The sequence below is a fragment of the Ligilactobacillus animalis KCTC 3501 = DSM 20602 genome (genome assembly GCF_001434535.1).
Taxonomy (GTDB): domain Bacteria; phylum Bacillota; class Bacilli; order Lactobacillales; family Lactobacillaceae; genus Ligilactobacillus; species Ligilactobacillus animalis.
The window spans coordinates 1-18541 of record NZ_AYYW01000032.1 but is presented as its reverse complement, the minus strand read 5'-3'; the positions used below and the strand labels follow the sequence as shown (position 1 = coordinate 18541).

19 protein-coding genes are annotated in these 18541 nt (G+C 40.4%); 14 read left to right on the top strand and 5 right to left on the bottom strand.

Annotated elements, in window-relative coordinates; all coding sequences use genetic code 11:
* Nucleotides 1-2 precede the first annotated feature (2 nt).
* Genes dltA through dltD form a run of 4 tightly spaced genes read left to right on the top strand, consistent with a single transcriptional unit; the run spans nt 3 to nt 4255 of the window.
* Nucleotides 3-1535: a D-alanine--poly(phosphoribitol) ligase subunit DltA gene (dltA, locus tag FC30_RS05280; protein ID WP_010688846.1), complete on the top strand. Its 1533-nt coding sequence runs from the start codon at nt 3-5 to the stop codon at nt 1533-1535.
* The gene (dltB, locus tag FC30_RS05275) at nt 1535-2731 is read left to right on the top strand and encodes a D-alanyl-lipoteichoic acid biosynthesis protein DltB (RefSeq protein WP_010688847.1); all 1197 of its coding nucleotides are present in this window, start codon (nt 1535-1537) and stop codon (nt 2729-2731) included. The genes dltA and dltB overlap by 1 nt, the downstream gene beginning before the upstream one ends.
* Nucleotides 2732-2753: 22 nt before the next feature.
* Nucleotides 2754-2984 carry a D-alanine--poly(phosphoribitol) ligase subunit DltC gene (gene dltC, locus FC30_RS05270; protein ID WP_004047344.1) on the top strand — a complete coding sequence of 77 codons (231 nt, stop codon included), beginning with the start codon at nt 2754-2756 and terminating at the stop codon, nt 2982-2984.
* The gene (gene dltD / locus FC30_RS05265; RefSeq protein WP_010688849.1) at nt 2984-4255 is read left to right on the top strand and encodes a D-alanyl-lipoteichoic acid biosynthesis protein DltD; all 1272 of its coding nucleotides are present in this window, start codon (nt 2984-2986) and stop codon (nt 4253-4255) included. The genes dltC and dltD overlap by 1 nt, the downstream gene beginning before the upstream one ends.
* A 49-nt stretch (nt 4256-4304) precedes the next feature.
* Here dltD and FC30_RS05260 read toward each other — a convergent pair whose 3' ends face one another.
* The gene (locus FC30_RS05260) at nt 4305-6932 is read right to left on the bottom strand and encodes a YfhO family protein (protein ID WP_010688850.1); all 2628 of its coding nucleotides are present in this window, start codon (nt 6930-6932) and stop codon (nt 4305-4307) included.
* 225 nt (nt 6933-7157) lie between these two features.
* Between FC30_RS05260 and FC30_RS05255 the strand changes: the two genes are divergently transcribed.
* The 6 genes from FC30_RS05255 to FC30_RS05230 all read left to right on the top strand — a co-directional run bounded on the left by FC30_RS05255 (nt 7158) and on the right by FC30_RS05230 (nt 12051).
* Nucleotides 7158-9221 (top strand): peptidoglycan D,D-transpeptidase FtsI family protein, encoded by a 2064-nt coding sequence (locus tag FC30_RS05255; protein WP_010688851.1) that lies wholly within the window; start codon nt 7158-7160, stop codon nt 9219-9221.
* Between the two features lie 185 nt (nt 9222-9406).
* Nucleotides 9407-9556 carry a 50S ribosomal protein L33 gene (gene rpmG, locus FC30_RS05250; RefSeq protein WP_004047352.1) on the top strand — a complete coding sequence of 50 codons (150 nt, stop codon included), beginning with the start codon at nt 9407-9409 and terminating at the stop codon, nt 9554-9556.
* A gap of 121 nt (nt 9557-9677) precedes the next feature.
* Nucleotides 9678-10352 (top strand): rhomboid family intramembrane serine protease, encoded by a 675-nt coding sequence (locus tag FC30_RS05245; protein WP_010688853.1) that lies wholly within the window; start codon nt 9678-9680, stop codon nt 10350-10352.
* Between the two features lie 19 nt (nt 10353-10371).
* Nucleotides 10372-10587, top strand: coding sequence for a YqgQ family protein (locus FC30_RS05240; protein ID WP_004047356.1), 216 nt, complete (start codon nt 10372-10374; stop codon nt 10585-10587).
* Between the two features lie 20 nt (nt 10588-10607).
* On the top strand, nt 10608-11567 hold the full coding sequence (locus FC30_RS05235) for an ROK family glucokinase (RefSeq protein ID WP_010688854.1): 960 nt from the start codon (nt 10608-10610) through the stop codon (nt 11565-11567).
* 64 nt (nt 11568-11631) lie between these two features.
* Nucleotides 11632-12051 carry a rhodanese-like domain-containing protein gene (locus FC30_RS05230; RefSeq protein WP_010688855.1) on the top strand — a complete coding sequence of 140 codons (420 nt, stop codon included), beginning with the start codon at nt 11632-11634 and terminating at the stop codon, nt 12049-12051.
* A 149-nt stretch (nt 12052-12200) separates the two neighbouring features.
* On the opposite strand, the gene FC30_RS05225 is transcribed toward FC30_RS05230, so the two are convergent.
* The 3 genes from FC30_RS05225 to FC30_RS09330 form a co-directional block, all read right to left on the bottom strand.
* Entirely contained in the window at nt 12201-13007 is an 807-nt protein-coding gene (locus FC30_RS05225) for an SPFH domain-containing protein (protein ID WP_010688856.1), read from the bottom strand.
* A 6-nt stretch (nt 13008-13013) separates the two neighbouring features.
* Complete coding sequence (locus FC30_RS05220; protein WP_010688857.1) at nt 13014-13370, bottom strand: Arc family DNA-binding protein; 357 nt, start codon at nt 13368-13370, stop codon at nt 13014-13016.
* Nucleotides 13371-13483: 113 nt separating this feature from the next.
* Nucleotides 13484-13660 (bottom strand): DUF3042 family protein, encoded by a 177-nt coding sequence (locus FC30_RS09330; RefSeq protein ID WP_004047366.1) that lies wholly within the window; start codon nt 13658-13660, stop codon nt 13484-13486.
* A 138-nt stretch (nt 13661-13798) separates the two neighbouring features.
* On the opposite strand from FC30_RS09330, the gene miaA reads away from it, so the two are divergent.
* The 4 genes from miaA to glnA all read left to right on the top strand — a co-directional run bounded on the left by miaA (nt 13799) and on the right by glnA (nt 17903).
* Complete coding sequence (gene miaA / locus FC30_RS05215) at nt 13799-14725, top strand: tRNA (adenosine(37)-N6)-dimethylallyltransferase MiaA (protein WP_010688860.1); 927 nt, start codon at nt 13799-13801, stop codon at nt 14723-14725.
* 13 nt (nt 14726-14738) lie between these two features.
* Nucleotides 14739-16007 carry a methionine gamma-lyase family protein gene (locus tag FC30_RS05210; RefSeq protein WP_010688861.1) on the top strand — a complete coding sequence of 423 codons (1269 nt, stop codon included), beginning with the start codon at nt 14739-14741 and terminating at the stop codon, nt 16005-16007.
* 142 nt (nt 16008-16149) lie between these two features.
* On the top strand, nt 16150-16536 hold the full coding sequence (locus FC30_RS05205) for a MerR family transcriptional regulator (protein ID WP_010688862.1): 387 nt from the start codon (nt 16150-16152) through the stop codon (nt 16534-16536).
* A 23-nt stretch (nt 16537-16559) separates the two neighbouring features.
* Nucleotides 16560-17903 (top strand): type I glutamate--ammonia ligase, encoded by a 1344-nt coding sequence (gene glnA / locus FC30_RS05200; RefSeq protein WP_010688865.1) that lies wholly within the window; start codon nt 16560-16562, stop codon nt 17901-17903.
* Between the two features lie 50 nt (nt 17904-17953).
* On the opposite strand, the gene FC30_RS05195 is transcribed toward glnA, so the two are convergent.
* The gene (locus tag FC30_RS05195; protein WP_010688867.1) at nt 17954-18349 is read right to left on the bottom strand and encodes a hypothetical protein; all 396 of its coding nucleotides are present in this window, start codon (nt 18347-18349) and stop codon (nt 17954-17956) included.
* Between the last annotated feature and the right edge of the window lie 192 nt (nt 18350-18541).

Here is an 18541-nt window from a genome sequence, read left to right as displayed (position 1 = left end):
GTTTGGCAGAAAATTTAATCAAAGCGATCGATCGCTGGGGGATCGAAACGCCAACTAAAATTGCCTATGATTATTTAGGTAAGACCAATACGTATGCTGAGCTCAAGGCATATTCTGATGCTTTAGCTAGTTATTTGGTCGAATTAAACTTACCTAAAGGTGCACCTGTGATCGTTTTTGGTGGGCAGACATTTGAAATGATCGCTGCTTTTTTAGGTGCAGTCAAAGCAGGACATGCTTATATCCCTGTTGATGCTCATTCACCACTGGAACGGATCGAAGTTATAAATGAGATCGCCCGTCCAGCTGCTTGTATCGCAGTCGAAGAGTTGCCTTTAGAATTAGGGACATTACCCGTCGTTACACCAGCTAAGTTGGCAGAAATTTTTGCGACAAAGGCTACATATGAAGCCTCTGAAAACTATGTTGCTGGAGATGATAACTTCTATATCATCTTCACTTCTGGGACTACAGGGGTACCAAAGGGTGTTCAGATCAGCCACGATAATTTAGTCAGTTTCAACAATTGGATGCAAACGGATTTTGGTTTGGCTAAAGATGGCATCTGTTTATCACAACCACCATATTCCTTTGACCTCTCAGTGATGGATCTCTATCCAACTTTGACAGCAGGCCGGCAACTGACAGTCTTGCCTAAGGAAACAACGGATAACTTCAAGGAGTTATTTGCAGTTTTACCTAAATTGCATGTGAGTGAATGGGTCTCAACACCATCATTTATGGATATTTGCTTACTACAACCAACTTTTGATGCAAAAAATCTTCCTGAATTGACGCATTTCTTCTTCTGCGGGGAAGAATTAACGCACAAGACAGCTGCGACTTTAAAACAACGCTTTCCTGAAGCTAAGATCTATAATACTTATGGCCCAACTGAGGCGACTGTGGCTGTCAGTGCAGTTGAGATCACAGCTGAGATCTTGGAAAAATATCCACGGTTACCGATCGGCCAAGCTAAGGCAGATACCACTATCGTATTGATCGATGAAGAGGGCAAACCAGTTGAACAAGGGCAAAGTGGTGAGATCTTGATCGCAGGCCCAAGTGTTTCAAAGGGATATTTGAATAATCCAGAAAAAACGGCGCATGCGTTTGTTGAGTTTGACGGACGTCCTGCGTATAAAACCGGTGATCTGGGACAATATGATGAAGCCGGACAGTTGTTGTATAAGGGACGGATCGATTTTCAGATCAAGTTACACGGATTTAGGATCGAACTAGAAGATGTTGATCATCATTTAGATAAAGTGAGCTATGTTGCTCAAGCTACGACAGTCCCACGGTATGGTAAAGATCATAAAGTCAGTCAATTGATCGCTTATGTGGTCAAAGATGAGACTAAGGCAGCAGATTTTGAGAGTGACTTCAAGCTGACCCAAGCGATCAAACAAGAACTCTTAGAAACGATGATGTCATATATGATGCCTCAAAAATTTATTTACGTCGATTCATTGCCGTTGACAGCTAACGGTAAGATCGATCGCAAATCTTTGATGAAAGAGGTTAATGACTAATGCTTAATATGCAACCGTACCAAGATCCGACCTATTTTGTATTACTGGCGATCGGTCTCTTGCCGATCATGGTAGGACTTTTATACGGTCGACGCTTTAGAGTTTATGAAACGATCATCTCGTTTCTATTTTTATTGCTGACCTTTGGGGGCGTAAAATGGGAACAAGGGGTCGCCTTGATCGGATATATTATTTTTGAACTTTTGCTGATCTATGGTTACCTTGCTTATCGTAAACGTAAAAATGCTTCTTGGATCTTCAATTTGACTGTTATTTTGTCGATCCTACCGCTAGTGATCGTTAAGCTAGCACCAGTCATGAATAATGGTCGTGAATCGATCATTGGCTTTTTAGGGATCAGTTATTTGACCTTTAAAGCTGTGGGGATGATCATGGAGATCAGAGATGGGATCATCAAAGAAGTTGGACTAAGTGAAGTTGTCCACTTCTTGCTCTTTTTCCCAACGATCTCATCTGGACCGATCGACCGCTACCGCAGATTTTTAGGTGATTATAAAAAGGTACCCGCACGTGATAAGTATTTAGCTTTATTAGATAAAGCCATGTGGTATATCTTTTTAGGCTTTGTCTATAAGTTTTTACTGGCATATCTATTTGGGGTCGTAATGTTACCTAAGATCTCAGCTTTGGCTTTAGCTCATGGTGGCTGGTCATGGTGGGTGATCGCGTATATGTATACTTACTCGATGGATCTGTTCTTTGACTTTGCAGGTTATAGTTTATTTGCGGTCGGGATCAGTTATATCATGGGGATCCAAACGCCGATGAACTTTAACAAACCATTTATTGCCAAGAATATCAAAGATTTCTGGAACAGATGGCATATGACTTTGTCGTTTTGGTTTAGAGATTACATCTACATGCGGTTAGTCTTCTTTATGATGAAGAAGAAATTGCTCAAGAGTCGTATTGCGATCGCCAATGTGGGTTATTTGACGCTCTTTTTGATCATGGGCTTTTGGCATGGAGTAACTTGGTATTACATCGTCTATGGTTTGTATCATGCAGTGGCGATCAATTTGTGTGATATGTGGTTACGCTTTAAAAAGCGCCACAAAGAGAAGATACCGCACAACAAATTTACGGAAGCTCTAGCTATCTTTATCACATTCAATGTAGTTTGCTTTAGCTTCTTGATTTTCTCAGGTTTTTTGAATACACTATTTTTTGCATAGATAATTTTTGGAGGTTTTAAACATGAAAGATACAGTATTGGACATTTTAGAAGATTTAACAGGTAGCGATGAAGTAAGAAACGATCTTGACATCGATATCTTTGAAACTGGTCTTTTAGACTCAATGGGAACAGTGCAAATGTTATTGGAATTACAAGCTCAATGTGGCGTTGACGTGCCAGTTTCTGAGTTTGAAAGAACTGAATGGAACACACCTAACAAAATTATCGCGAAAGTAGAAAGTATGCAGTAATGGACGTAAAAAAGAAGCTCTTTAAGATCTTCGGTCCGATCATTTTGGCGGCTGTCCTATTGACGCTTTTGTTGATCTCACCCTTTAATTTTCGTAAGATCAATGATAAGACAGTTGAGGTAGCTGCCTTGTCCCAGTCAAAGAATATTTTTAAAGGGACAGTGGTGAAGCAAAAAGCTCTGGAAGAAAATTATGTTCCATTTTTTGGTTCTTCGGAATTATCGCGAATGGACGCCTTTCATCCAGCTACCTTAGCTAGTCACTATGATCGCAGTTATCGCCCATTTTTACTTGGGGGACCAGGATCGACCTCGCTTTCTCAATTTTTTGGGATGCAAGGGATCAATCAACAGTTGAAAAATAAAAAAGCTGTGATGATCATCTCACCACAGTGGTTTGTGCCTAAGGGAACCGATCCCGGGGCCTTTGGTCTATATTATTCCAATCTTGAAGCTGTTACGTGGTTGCGTCAGGCACAAGACGATAAGATGGACCGTTTTGCGGCTAAGCGTCTATTGCAGATGCCATCAGTCCAAAATGATACGATCTTAAAACAAGCGATCCAAAAAGTTGCAGCTGGTCAAGAATTGTCTAGCTCGATGAAGACATATCTTGATTTGAAATACAACCAATTGCAACACGAAGATGAATTGTTTTCGACACTGGCTTTAAAGGATAATACGCAAAGGATCACTAGAGTTGCGAAAGTCTTACCCGATAAGTATGATTTTGAACAACTTGATGCGATCGCTTATAAACTAGGCCAAGAAAACACAACGAATAATCCGTTTGAGATCAGTAATAAGTTTTTTGATAAGAATTTGCGCAAAAAATACAAGAAGTTAAAGGGAAAGCAAAGCAAGTACAGCTATGTAAGATCGCCTGAGTTTGCTGATTTCCAATTAGTCTTGAATCAATTTGCCAAAAATAATACTGATGTGATCTTTGTGATCCCACCAGTAAACAAACATTGGTCAGATTATACTGGCTTATCACAAGAAATGTTGCAAGATTTTAACCAAAAGATCACTTATCAGTTGCGACAACAAGGTTTCAACAATATCGTTGACCTTTCTAAGGATGATGGTGAGCGCTATTTCATGCAAGATACGATCCACTTAGGTTGGCGTGGTTGGTTGAAGATGGATCAAGCAGTAGCTCCATTTTTAACTAAAGATCAACCAAAACCAAAATATCAGATCGATAATTACTTCTACAGTAAGTCTTGGCAACAGCTCGATGGTAAAGATCTAGATCAAGTAACAAGATAAAATAAAACGCATCTAATACGGCAACTTTTGCTGTATTAGATGCGTTTTTTTAAGCTTTATTTTCCCTTAGTATTATTATGAAAACTAGCACTAGTGAAACTAAAGTCAATATTATTCCTAAATATAAGCCGGGTGGAGTAAAGGTCAAAGTCACTTGATGTTTACCTTGGCCGATATCAAAACCAACGAAGGTATCTTGGATCTTGTAGGTCTTGACTGCTTTACCATCGACCTTTGCCTGCCAGCCCTTGCTATAAGGGATCGTTGTCGCAAAGAGTTGGTTTGACTTAGTGATATCGATCGTGCCCGTTAATCTGTGAGCAGTAGCTTTTGTAAGCTGCCACGAACTCTTTTGGAGCTGGTTTAGTTTTTGTTCGACCAAGGATCTATCCATGCGGTAGAGGACGAAATTCTCCAACCAAAGACTGTTTTTCTTGAATTTAGCGGTAATAACGACTTCATCATCACTCCCAGATACAGTCGGATTTAAAACGATTGTATGTCTGAAGGTCTTATAGTAAGGATACTCTTTACTCCCTAAATACCAAGTAGCAGAATCGCCATCGAGACTAGCACCGAGTGTCAGGTAGTAAGGGTCATCAGTCTTAGGTGTGAATTTAAAGATGATCTGCGCGGGTTTAGCCAGATCGGTCTTTTTGAAAAAGGCACCCGTAAGGTTGATCTGCTTTTTAGTATTTTGAAAGACGACTTCATTAAAATTAGCAGCATAAAAATACTTAGTCGTATTAGCTGAGCCAGTCGCTGCATTTAGCCAATTCGTCTGATAGGTCAGTGGCTGATTATAGAGAACTTTGAGTTGCTTTAATTTTTTATCAGCACTATAACCAAGTCCGATCGCATAAGGATTTTGATAGATCCTAGTTTGATCAGTCTGGGCGCGTAGGGAATAAAGCTTGGTATCGGGACGATAACTGGTAACATTAAGGTCGACTTTATCTGAAGCTCTTAGATCAAGTTCGGCCTTATCTTTAGCTTGAAGGAGGTATTTCATATCGAGCAACGAATCGCTGATCAAAGTTCCATTATAGTAGCCCACATAGTTATCGCCATCGGGTTGACCTAATTGACCATAGAAATCAGGGATACTTTTTTCAAGGGCAGAACTAAAGTAAGAACCTGTTTTTAGATCATGAGCCAAGCCATCGTCTTTAGTCCGACCATAAAGCTGAGCCGTTCGATAAAAGCCAGTATCTAATTGGGCCAATTTCTTTTGATCTTGGGCGATGACTTTAGTTGGCCCAGCAAACTCAGCTTGAGTCAAATAGCTGATGTTATTGAGCGAATAAGCCGTATTAACTAACATTTCAAAGCATACCAAGAAAAAGATGACTAGCGGTGTTAGTCGTTGGTTGAGCGGTGTCTTTTTGACCGTCAAGACGAGTAAGAGCAAAACATTGAAGAGAGCTGTGAATAATAAAACTTGTTCTGATACGTAGTCAAAACTCTTGGAATTAAAATAAACATAGCTCAAGCCAGCTGTAAAGATCCCCAAGCAGATCAAATATTGGTGATTTTTAAGGCAAAATTGATTTTCTTTGAGAGCCAAGGCAGCCAAGAAGATCATCCAAAAACTAACGACAAAGGAAAAGCGGTAGGGATACCATACGGGAAATTGCATCCCGTGCCACAATAGGTCGAGTGGTTCAAAGCATAAAGAAAGCCAAAGAAAGGTGCTCACTAAAAAGGCAGCTAGCTTTGAACGCCAGTCGGTCTTTAAGCTGATAAAATATAGCAGTGCGCCGATCAAAGCGAGACTACCGACAAAAAGGTTCGGGAATCCTTCGGGCATTTGTTCAAAATTAAATGCGCCGATCACAAATTTTGAAAGCATCTTGAGGGGAGCATATTCAAAGTGTAATTGGAAATTTTTTTCGGTGTATTGTCCTTTACTAGCGACCAACGAATAATAAGTTGGAACAAGGACAAGGGCCGAGACGCCAACAGCTAAAAGGGAACGACTTATAAAAAGGTAAAGCTGTGACCAAAACTTTTTGAGACCCGCAAAGTATGCTGTTTGATACCAAGCAAAAAATAAAACTAAAAATAGACAGATCATGTAAGCCATATAATAGTTGATGATCATCATTGCAGCTAGCCATAAGACGTAGGCGAGACTGCGCTTTTTTTGTAAGAGACGATATAAAGCTGAGATGATCAACGGTAAAAAGATCGGTGCATCTAGCCAAAGCATATTCAGTTGGTTAGCGATCATCCAGCCCATCAAAGCATAGCTGGTAGCAAGTGCTGGGATCATCCACCCATTCAATTTGAGTTCGTTTTTGAGTAAACGCCCAAAGGTATAGCCAGCACATCCGTATTTTAGTAGTAAGATGAGTAGACATCCAGCTGTCAGATATTTGCCAGGAAAAAAGACAAATAAGAGATTAAATGGACTCAATAGGTAATAGGCAGCTTCACCTATCATCGGGCCCCCTAAGGCTTTTGAAAATGAGTAGAGTAGTTCACTCGGGGAATGCAGCAAGGTATGGCGAAAATAAGCAAAAAAGTCGACATATTGCTGCCCCAGGTCGACTGTCAACACACTGGAGCTACCAAAGGGATAAAAGCCACGGTAGATAAAATACCCAAGCATGAGCAATACTGGAGTCCAAAAGCTCAAAACAAGGGGATAATGTTTTTTGAGATATTCTTTCATATCTAGCGTGATCCTTTCAAATTTTTGAATATTATCAGCTTATAGGATACCACAACGAGAAAAGGATTTCGAATAGTGCTTGTTTTAACTGGTCTTTTAAAAAATTTAGTATTTAAACGTCTGTATATCGTATATAATATAAAGGTAGTATCTGAGGTACCGATTTTAGTTAATTTGTGCTAGGATAATTCGTAGTGTTAATAATATTAGTAGAGGAGAATTGTGGTGAGATTCTTAAGAAAAGCGAATGCGCAAAATAAGCAAAAGCGTTCGCAAATACCATTCAGATTAAATTTTCTCTTTTTGATCGTCTTTTTACTTTTTGCAGCCTTGATCGGACAATTAGCTTATCTGCAGATCATTCATGGTCCTAAGTTCGAGTCGGAAGCAACTAGTAGTGACAATCAAACTGAGACCAGAAATGTGCAACGGGGTACGATCTACGATTCAACGGGAAAATTATTAGTCGCCAATAATACTTCACGTGCGATCACGTATACTAAACCGCTGAGCGTGACTTCAAGTCAAATGTATAAAGTCGCTAATAATTTAGTTAATTATGTCAGTGTTGAAACTGATACTTTGACCGAGCGTAATAAGGTCGATTATTATTTAGCTGATCCTAAACACACTGAAGCGGTCAATAAGCATATTCCCAATGCCGATACGATGCAAGATAATGAAAAATTGACTAAGTTGCAGACCGATTACGTTAAAAAGCACAACTTAGTCAAAAAGATGTCAGAGAAACAAGAACAAGCAGCTGTGTTATATGCCAAGATGGTAGGTGCTTATGCTTTATCGACCATCTATCTTAAGACAAGTGATGTCAGTGATACCGAGATGGCTGAAGTCGGCGAGCACTTGTCCTTATTACCAGGTGTCAAGATCGGCACTAGTTGGGCACGCTCTTATCCTAATGGTGAATCAGTTAAGAGTGTCATTGGGACTGTGACGTCAGAAAAGCAGGGACTTCCTAGCGATCAGATCAATAAATTACTGGCTGAGGGTTATTCGCGTAATGATAGTGTGGGTTCAAGTTATATCGAATCTCAATACGAAAATGCGCTCAAGGGAACAAAAGAGGTCATTAATGTTCAAACGCAAAATAATGAGATCATCAAAGAAGTCAAACAATATGGCGGTAGTCCCGGGGATAATCTGCAATTGACGATCAATGCGGATTTTCAAAATCAAGTCCAAAAGATCGTTGAGGATAATGTGAAAAATGCCGCTGGTAGCAATCCGTATATTCCAGGAGGCTATGCCGTTGTAATGAATCCTAAGACTGGTGGGATCTATGCTTTAGCTGGGGTCAGTCGTGACCTTTCCACGGGTGAAGTGAAAGAAAATGCACTGGGAACGATCAATCAGACTTTTGTAATGGGGTCTGTTGTCAAAGGGGCGATGGTCATGGGAGCTTTGAACGATGGTGTTATCACCCCGACCAACAATACTTTACTCGAAGAACCGATCAAGTTAGCTGGTACTGCGGCTAAGACATCTTGGTTCAACAAGACAGGGGCAGCTAACATGAGTCTTACCGCGGCCGATGCCTTACAGGTCTCATCTAACACGTACATGATGAAATTGGCAATGTTAGAAGGGGGCTTTAAATATACTTCGGGTGCAGCGCTCAATTTACCGACCTCGATCTTTGATAAATTGCGTCAAAACTTTAAACAATACGGTCTAGGTGTCAAAACTGGGATCGATATTCCAGGCGAAGCTAGTGGGTTTGAAGGGGCTGCCGATCAGTCACATATCGGTAATGCGTTAGACTTATCGTTTGGTAACTATGATGCGTATACTCCGATCCAATTAGCGCAATATGCTTCAACGATCGCTAATGGGGGCTATCGTTTGCAGCCACACATCCTAAAGTCGATCCGCAAGACGAATAGGGATGGTTCGTTAGGTCCTGTAAAATACGAAATGCAACCAAATGTTTTGAATGTCGTTGATGGTACAAAAGATCAATGGGATGTTGTTAAAACAGGTCTTTGGCGCGTGGTCCATGGTTCTAATACTTATCGGACTGGGGGCTCTATGGCTTCGGTAAAACCTGAGATCGCAGCTAAGACAGGGACAGCGCAAACATTTTATAACAATACCGAGACTGAGACTTTAAGTGCGATCAGTTATGCACCAGCTAACGATCCCCAAGTTGTAGTTGTAGTTGCTTTCCCTAATATTACCGACTCCAACAGTAAGATCAATACTGAGACTGTCAAACAGATCTATGAAGCTTACTGGAAAACAGTTCAATCCAGTGATGGTTTTAAATAAATGATTTTTGATCGACTTTAAACAGGTAACAGGCGTGTTTAAAGTCGATTTTTTTGCTGTCAAGGAATTTTCCTTAACAAATAGCTAAAAAATACTGGTAATCGACGGCAAAAGATGATATGATATTAAACGTTGAAGATGCCAAGTGCATTTTTAGGAACTGATATGTATGGGAGGTTTAGAACATGCGTGTAAATATTACATTAGAATGTACAGAATGTCATGAACAAACATATTTGACAAACAAAAACAAGCGTAATAACCCAGATCGTCTTGAACTTAAGAAGTACTGCCCACGCGATCACAAGGTTACTTTACATCGTGAAACAAAATAACAACAGGTTTAAAACCCTGTTGTTTTTTTTGAAAGTTTGATGAACCGGTTGCATAAAGGCAAGACCTCAGCTGTGGTTTGTGCTAAAATAGGATAAACCAGACCAAATTGGGGGACCAGTTATGAACAGCTTTCACAAAAAGCCGATCGTTACTTACGGACTGATTGCTGTCAATCTTTTAGTTTTTATTGGAATGACTCTAAGTGGCGGGACTCAAAATGCAGTCAACTTGATCGCATGGGGGGCTAAATACAACCCTTTGATCATTCAAGGTGAGCTTTGGCGCTTGTTCACGCCGATGTTTATTCATATCGGATTAGAGCATTTAGCCTTAAATCTATTGACATTGTATTTTCTGGGAGTACAGCTGGAACAGCTATTCGGCAAGTGGCGTTTTTTAGCCTTATATTTAATAAGTGGCGTGGGAGGCAACATCTTGAGTTTTGCACTCTCAAACAACATTTCAGCGGGGGCAAGTACTTCGCTGTTTGGGCTTTTTGGCGCCTATTTGATGCTAGGAGAATCATTTAGACAGAACCAGTATATCAGAATGATCTCACGGCAATTTTTAGTTTTGATCGTACTTAACCTTGGATTTGATCTCTTTGCAGGAGGTATCGATATTTGGGGGCACTTAGGTGGACTCTTGGCCGGCTTTTTGGCTTCTTATGCAGTCGGTGTGCCTAATGTAGGAGCTATTCCAAGGATGAAACGGATTGTTAGTGTTGTTGCTCTAGTAGTTGTATATGGATTATTGTTGCAGACCGGTTTCAATCACTGGCAATATCCAGTATAATTTTGAGGGAGAGGTTTTCATGAAGACGTTATATGATGTTCAACAGCTTTTGAAGCATTTTGGGATCTTTGTTTATGTCGGCAAAAGGCTTTGGGATATCGAATTGATGGCGATCGAGCTGGACAATTTATATAAAGCTGATGCGATCGATAAACAAGTCTTTTTGAGTGCCAAATTAGTCTTGACGCGGGAACACCGCATTGAGGAGCAATACGAAGCAGCTAAGGATATTTAGATTTGAGGAGACATATTAGTATGGACAAGAAACTTATCGGCGTTGACCTTGGTGGGACAACGATCAAATTTGCAATTTTAACAGCAGATGGTGAGATCCAACAAAAATGGAGTATTGAAACTAACATTTTGGATGAAGGTTCACATATCGTACCTGATATCATTGGATCGATCAACCATCACTTGAATTTATATGAAATGATACCAGACCAATTTATCGGTATTGGGATGGGGACACCAGGGACCGTTGATCGGGCTGCTGGCACGGTCGTAGGTGCTTACAACTTGAACTGGAAGACAGTTCAAAATGTTAAAGCTGAGATCGAAAAAGGCACAGGGATCAAGTTTGCGCTTGACAACGATGCTAACGTTGCTGCTTTAGGTGAACGTTGGAAAGGTGCGGGTGAAAATGCTGCTAACGTTGCATTTATCACTTTAGGTACCGGTGTTGGTGGCGGTTTGATCGCTGATGGCAACTTATTGCATGGTTTAGGTGCAGCGGGTGAAGTTGGTCATATCAACGTTCAACCTGATGGCTACCTTTGCACATGTGGTAACAAAGGTTGTTTAGAAACATATGCTTCAGCTACTGGTGTTGTACGCGTAGCACGTGATATGGCTGAAGAATTTGCTGGCGATTCTGAATTGAAGCGTGCTTTAGATAACGGTGAAGAGATCAGCTCCAAGATGGTCTTTGATCTAGCTAAACAAGATGATATCTTGGCTAAACGTGTTGTTGATCGTGTTTGTTATTACTTAGGGTTAGCAAGTGCTAATATCAGTAGCATTTTGCATCCAGAATATGTTGTTATCGGTGGCGGTGTTTCTGCTGCAGGGGACTTCTTATTGGATCAAGTTGAAGCTTACTTCAAGCAATTTGCATTCCCAACGATCCGCAATACGACAAAACTAAAATTAGCACAATTGGGTAACTCTGCTGGGGTTATCGGGGCTGCTTCTTTAGCTTTGGAATTTAAATAAACGTATTGATCAATTAAACAGTCTCGCTTTTGGGTGAGACTGTTTTAGTCTAGGAGGTTTTTTTATGAATTTTGTATTGGGTGAAATTTCAGCATGGCTTTGGATCGACCTTGTTTTGGTCATTATCTTATTATGGATGCTTGGGACACAACTATATTGGTGGTACCGGGGCAAGAAAGTTGCTCATATCGTTGAAAGCGATGAGTTCAAACAAGGCCTACGTAAAGGACAAGTGATCGATCTACGCGATAGTGCAGAGTTTGGACGCTCACATATTTTAGGGGCAAGAAATATGCCATTTGCACAATTCAAACTCTATGAAAATGCCTTGCGCAAAGATGCGCCAGTTTATCTTTATGATACGACTAAAGCGATGCCGATCCGGATCGCAGCTCGTTTGAAAAAAGAAGGCTTTAACGACATCTACATTTTAAAGGGTGGTTACTCTAAATGGGATGGCAAAAAGAAAACTAAAAAAATCTAGTAGGTATGGGTGATGGCGATAAGGTTATCACCCATATTTTTGTAAAAAAGCTGTGAGGTAGGATCTATTAGGCTTTAAAATATCAAAAACAGCTATGATGCGTAATTTTGCATCATAGCTGTTTGTCGTGCTGCCCGACATTGAGGGCATTATTGATCTAACATTTTTTTGATAACAGGTACTTGTCCTAGTTCGGTAATATCTTCTTTGGAAAGTACGACTAGATTAGTATCTGATTTGGCAAGGTTGGTAAAAGCCGTGATACTTTGATCTTTGAAGTAATTATCATCAACGTTTTTTAAAGCTTCTTGGATCTTGGTGATCCGGTAACTTTCAGCGTCAGCCCGTGTTTTAGTCGCTTGGGCTTGGGCTTGTGCAGTTTCGACTAAGGCTTTATTTTTAGCGTCGGTCGTTAATTTGATGTTGCGTGCTTCCCCTTCGGCTCGAGCGATCGCAGCTACCCGTTCACGGTCGGCGGTCAACTGTTTGTCCATGGCTTTTTGGATCTCTTTAGAAGGGGTCAATTCATCGATATTGACCCGATCGACATTGATCCCATAGATATTTGTCAAATCTCCGATCGCATGTGCAAGTTCAGCATTGATTTTAGAGGTCGAACCTAACGCAGCGTTTAGATCCATCCGTCCGATGATATCACGTAGATGCCCCCGAACTAGTTGAGCCATGGATTCTACAGAGTCAGAGTTCTCATAAGTGTATTTTTTAGCATCAGTAACGTGATAGTTCAAAGTGACGCTTGCCTCGATCTCAGCATTATCTTGCGTGATGACAGAATATTTTTGTAAACGCAGTGGATGCATAGCTAATTCGACTGTCCGGATCTTTTGAAAGATAGGGACGTAGAATTGTAAGCCAGCATCGACTGAACGTGAATATTTACCTAAGGTCTCAACGAGTCCCTTACAGTTTTGTCGAACGATCTTGATCCCAAACATAATAGTTCACTCCTCTTTATTATTAAGTGGTCGTAAAGTCAAGATATTCCCCACTGCTTCGATGATGATATAATCGTGACCGAGTTTTAAGGGTTGGTTACTTTCGATCAAGTAGCGATAATAGATACCATCGACTTTAACTAGACCATCGAGTTCATCAAATTGCCTAGCCGAAACGCGTTTGCCTAAAAACATTCGTTTCTCTAAGGGCTCAGAACTAGTGGGCTTGGTTAAAGATTCATCAACGATCGATTGCAATGTTGCATTGACACTTTTATTTTCTTCTTTAGCCTTCTTACTTAGTTTTTCTTTTAATGAAGCTGGCAACCGAAATAAGAAGGTCGTCATTTCATCTTTGTCCATAAGCATCCTCACTTAAAAATATTTTAGCATTACGATATCATTATGATATCACTAGGGGACGATAAAGTAAATAAAAATACCCACTCCAGAAAATGGAGTGGGTAGCTTATCTATTATCCTTGATGGGAAGAACGGCGCTTGCGCAATGCACGACGACGATGTTGATCCAACACAGCTTCGCGTTCTTCAATCGGTTCAACTACAGTCTTCTTGAATGCGTAAACACAACCTGCAACTGCACTAAAAGCAGTTAACGTGCCAACTAAGAAGCCTTTACCAAATGTCTTCATAGGGGAATTCCTCCTTTTTGAATTACTACTCCTATTATGAATGATTAGCCAAAAAATATCCAGTATTTAACTCTTTTGGCTAAAAAATATGATAGTATTAATCATGTGAATAAATTAGTCTTGTAGAAAGGAAAGATAATGGCACAAAAGCTACTATTGATCGTGGGACCAACTGCAGTGGGGAAAACGGTATTAGCTGTTGAATTAGCCCAAAAATTCAATGGTGAGGTCATCTCAGGAGATTCGATGCAGATCTACCGTGGACTGGATATTGGGACGGCTAAGGTGACTCCCGCCGAAATGCAGGGCATCAAGCATTATATGCTTGATATAAATGAGATCGATCAGCGCTTTTCTGTAGCGGATTTTATTGCGCATTGTAAACAAGATGCCCAAATGATCGCTAAGGAAGATAAACTGCCGATCTTAGCTGGGGGAACTGGTTTTTATCTTCATGCGTTATTAAATGATTTTAAGCTGGGGCAAGATAGTTATGATCAAGCTGAGACTAAACGCAACAAATGGCATGCTTTTGCAGCTGAACATGGGCAAAAAAAATTATGGGAAAAATTAGCTCAGATCGACCCTAAGGCAGCTGCAAAGATCCCATTTCAAAATGAACAACGGGTCGTGCGGGCTTTAGAGGTCTATGAAAAAACTGGGAATTTATTTTCTAGTCAGGCTGATCAAGAAAGTTCAGCTTACGATGCCTTGATCATCGGTTTGACGACGGAGCGGGCTTTATTGTACGAACGGATCAATCAACGGGTCAATCTGATGTTAGAACAGGGCTTGTTGGAAGAAGCTCGTTTTCTCTATGAGCAAGGTGGGGCTGAATTGCCTCCAGGAAAAGGGATCGGATATAAGGAATTTTATCCATATTTTGAGGATAAGAGCACGCTTGAAGAGGCTGTTTTGGCAGTCAAACAAAATTCACGACGCTATGCCAAACGTCAATTGACATGGTTTCGCAATAAAATGGATGTTAATTGGTTTGATATCGTACAACATCCAGCACAAAAAGAAAAAATTATTGAGTTAGTTACGGACTGGCTCGCAAAATAATGGAGGATTTTCAATGTTAAATTCATGGAAACAAAACTTACCAGAGGATCTGATCGCAAAGGTGGCGAAAGTTGATGAAAAGATCAGCGGTCACTTACAAAAGATCGACGAACAAGTGCTCTACAATCAACAACGCTTGTTAAGTTTATTTAGAAAATACCGGGTCGCTGAAGAAGATCTAGTTGGTTCAACAGGGTATGGCTTTGATGATATGGGACGTGAAAAACTTGAAGCGATCTTTGCTGACTACTTTAAAGTCGATGACGCTTTAGTTCGTCCGCAACTTATCTCAGGAACACATGCGATCGCAACTGCTTTTTACGGTGTTTTACGTCCTAAAGATACGCTTTATTATATGACAGGGATGCCATATGATACGATCCAACAAGTTATCGGTGTTGTGGGCGATAATCCAAAAACGCTCAAAGAATATGATATCAATTTTGACTACACTCCATTAAATGAACAAGGCAAAGCCGACTATGATGCAGTCAAAGAAAAATTACAAAATGATAAGTCGATCAAGATGGTCGCGATCCAACGTTCACGTGGTTATGCGACCCGCGATAGTTTCGTTGTTGATGAAGTTAAAGAAATGATCGAATTTGTAAAACAATATGCCCCCAATGCGGTGATCTTCATCGATAATTGTTACGGTGAATTTTCCGAAACAACAGAACCATCATTTTATGGAGCAGATCTGATGGCGGGTTCATTATTCAAAAATGCTGGTGCGGGGATCGCTAAAGGCGGTGCCTTTATCGTTGGGCGTAAAGATTTAGTGGCTCAAGCAGCGGCGCAACTTTATGCTCCTGGTTTAGGTAAGGCTGAAGGTCCAACTTGGGGCTATCTACGTGATTTCTATCAAGGTGTCTTTATGGCACCACATACAACAGGTGAAGCGATCAAGGGTGCGATCTATACGGCTGCTTTGTTAGAAGAACTTGGAATGGAAGTTTCGCCTAAATGGGATGCACCGCGAACAGATCTCGTTCAAACGGTCACATTTGGTAAGCCAGAACCAATGATCAAGTTCTGTGCTGCGATCCAGCATAATTCACCGATGAATGCTTTTGTTGATCCAGTGCCAAGTTATATGGATGGCTATGAAGATCAAGTTATTATGGCTTCCGGGAGCTTCACAGAAGGTTCAACGATCGAACTTTCCTCTGACGGTCCTTTGCGTGAGCCATACTGTCTCTATATTCAAGGTGGTCTATCTTATGCGCATGTTAAATTAGCCGTCACGGCAGCTGCCAAAGAAGCATTTTATAAGGATTAGTCAGTCAAAAGTCGGGTCTATACTCGGCTTTTTTTACTAAAAAAATAAATATTTATTATTCTATGTTATAAAATGTAACATAAGCGGTTGACAATGCAATTTAGAGTTGCTATGATAATGGAGTGATCTAAAGGAGGATGTTATGAAGGAAAAAGAGTTACGCCGCTCATTGGCTGTTTTGCCGATCGGGACGGTCATGAAACTTACCGATCTAACTGCACGACAGATCCGCTATTATGAGGAACAGGGATTGGTCATACCTGAACGAAATGAAGGCAATCGTCGGATGTATTCGTTGAATAATATTGATAAATTATTAGAAGTCAAAGATTATTTAGCTGAGGGTATCAATATGGCAGGGATTAAGCAGATCTATGCTGAACGCGCCCAAGAAGAGGCAAAACGCCAAGCTAAACGTGAAAAATCGTTGACGGATGCTGATGTTAGACGGATCTTACATGATGAATTCGTGACTGTCAGCGGTTTGAGTAAACAAAATCAATTTTCTTTCCGAAATAACGGTCTCTAATCAAATTACAAGGAGCAATCAGTATGGCAAAACCTAACTACACCAAAGATGAAATTCGTAAAATGGCAAAAGATGAGCATGTGCAATTTTTGCGCTTAATGTTCACTGATCTCTACGGTACGATCAAAAACGTAGAAGTTCCGATCAGTCAACTTGATAAAGTGTTAGATAATAAGATGATGTTTGATGGTTCTTCGATCGATGGCTTTGTGCGGATCGAAGAAAGCGATATGTGGCTTTACCCAGATCTCTCGACATGGTTGATCTTTCCGTGGGGAAGTGAACACGGAAAAGTTGCGCGTTTGATCTGTGAAGTTTACAATGCTGATCGGACACCATTCTATGGAGATCCAAGAAATAATTTGATCCGTATTTTGGATGAAATGAAAGAATTAGGTTTTACTGACTTCAACATTGGACCTGAACCAGAATTTTTCTTATTCAAACTAGATCCTGAAACAGGTAAGCCAACCACACATTTAAATGACAAGGGAAGTTATTTTGACCTTGCCCCTGTCGACTTGGGTGAAAATTGTCGACGTGATATCGTGTTGGAATTAGAAAAGATGGGCTTTGATGTTGAAGCTTCACACCACGAAGTTGCTCCTGGTCAACATGAAGTTGATTTTAAATACGCAGATGCACTACATGCCTGTGATAATATCCAAACATTCAAACTGGTTGTTAAAACTGTAGCTAGAAAATATGGACTACATGCAACATTTATGCCAAAACCACTTGATCGGATCAATGGGTCAGGGATGCACTTGAATATGTCACTTTTCAATGAAAAGGGTAATGTTTTCTTTGATGAAAATGCTGAAGAACAACTTTCACAAGAAGCTCGTTACTTCTTAGGGGGCTTGATCAAACATGCGCGTAACTATACAGCGGTCATGAATCCAACGGTCAACTCTTATAAGCGTTTAGTTCCAGGTTACGAAGCTCCAGTTTACGTAGCTTGGTCTGGCCATAACCGTTCACCATTGATCCGTGTACCGATCGCTCGTGGTTTGTCCACACGGGTCGAATTGCGTAGTGTTGATCCATCCGCTAATCCATATCTTGCGGTAGCTGCTGTCTTAGCCGCTGGGTTAGATGGTTTGAAAAATAAGATCGAACCACCAAAACCAGTTGACCGCAATATCTATGTTATGGGTGAAGAAGAGCGCAAAGCTAATGGGATCGAGGATCTACCATCGACCTTGCATAATGCGCTAAAAGCTTTGCGGACTGATGAAGTGATCATCAATGCGATGGGCCCTCATCTATACAACAACTTTGTTGAAGCTAAACGTTTAGAGTGGGAAGCATATCGCCAAGAAGTATCCCAATGGGAACGCGATCAATACTTAGAACTCTATTAATTATGAAACATTAGTTAAAAAACCTGTCATTTTTACGACAGGTTTTTTTGCTATTTACTGATAAGAACTGGGTGGTGAAGGGTGATATCTTTAACAGAAAAACGTTCTAAACCGAGATGAACGATATCTTTGGTAAAGACGACACGGGTCTGCTTATCTGATATCTTAAGTGTCACAGCGTCGAAACGATTTTTGATCGAATCAAGTTTGCCACTGAGTGTTTCAGTCGAGCCATCTTTTAGGGCTAAAGTGAGGGTAGCTGTTTTTTGAGAGCGGATCGCTTGTTGTAAGAAAAGGGCAAGTTGTTTTGGTGGGATACTTGCAAAATCTGTTGTACGTGGAGTGGGCGTTGTTTGTTCGAGTTCGAAGAATAATTGTGCTTTAGTATGGAGATTTTTAGTCAATTTGCTCAAATTTTCAGGGCTGAAGAATTTTTTAAGTGTCATGGTAAATACCCTCCTAGAACATTTGTTTGATATTTATATTATATGAACATCCGTTCGATAAATCAAGAGAAAGTTTGGATAAAAATATATTGATGTAAATCAGAGGAGTGGTTAACTGTTACCAAAAACATAGAATAATGTGTTATAACAAACCATGGAAAGAAGTAAAAATGTGGGTGGTTATTATGACAA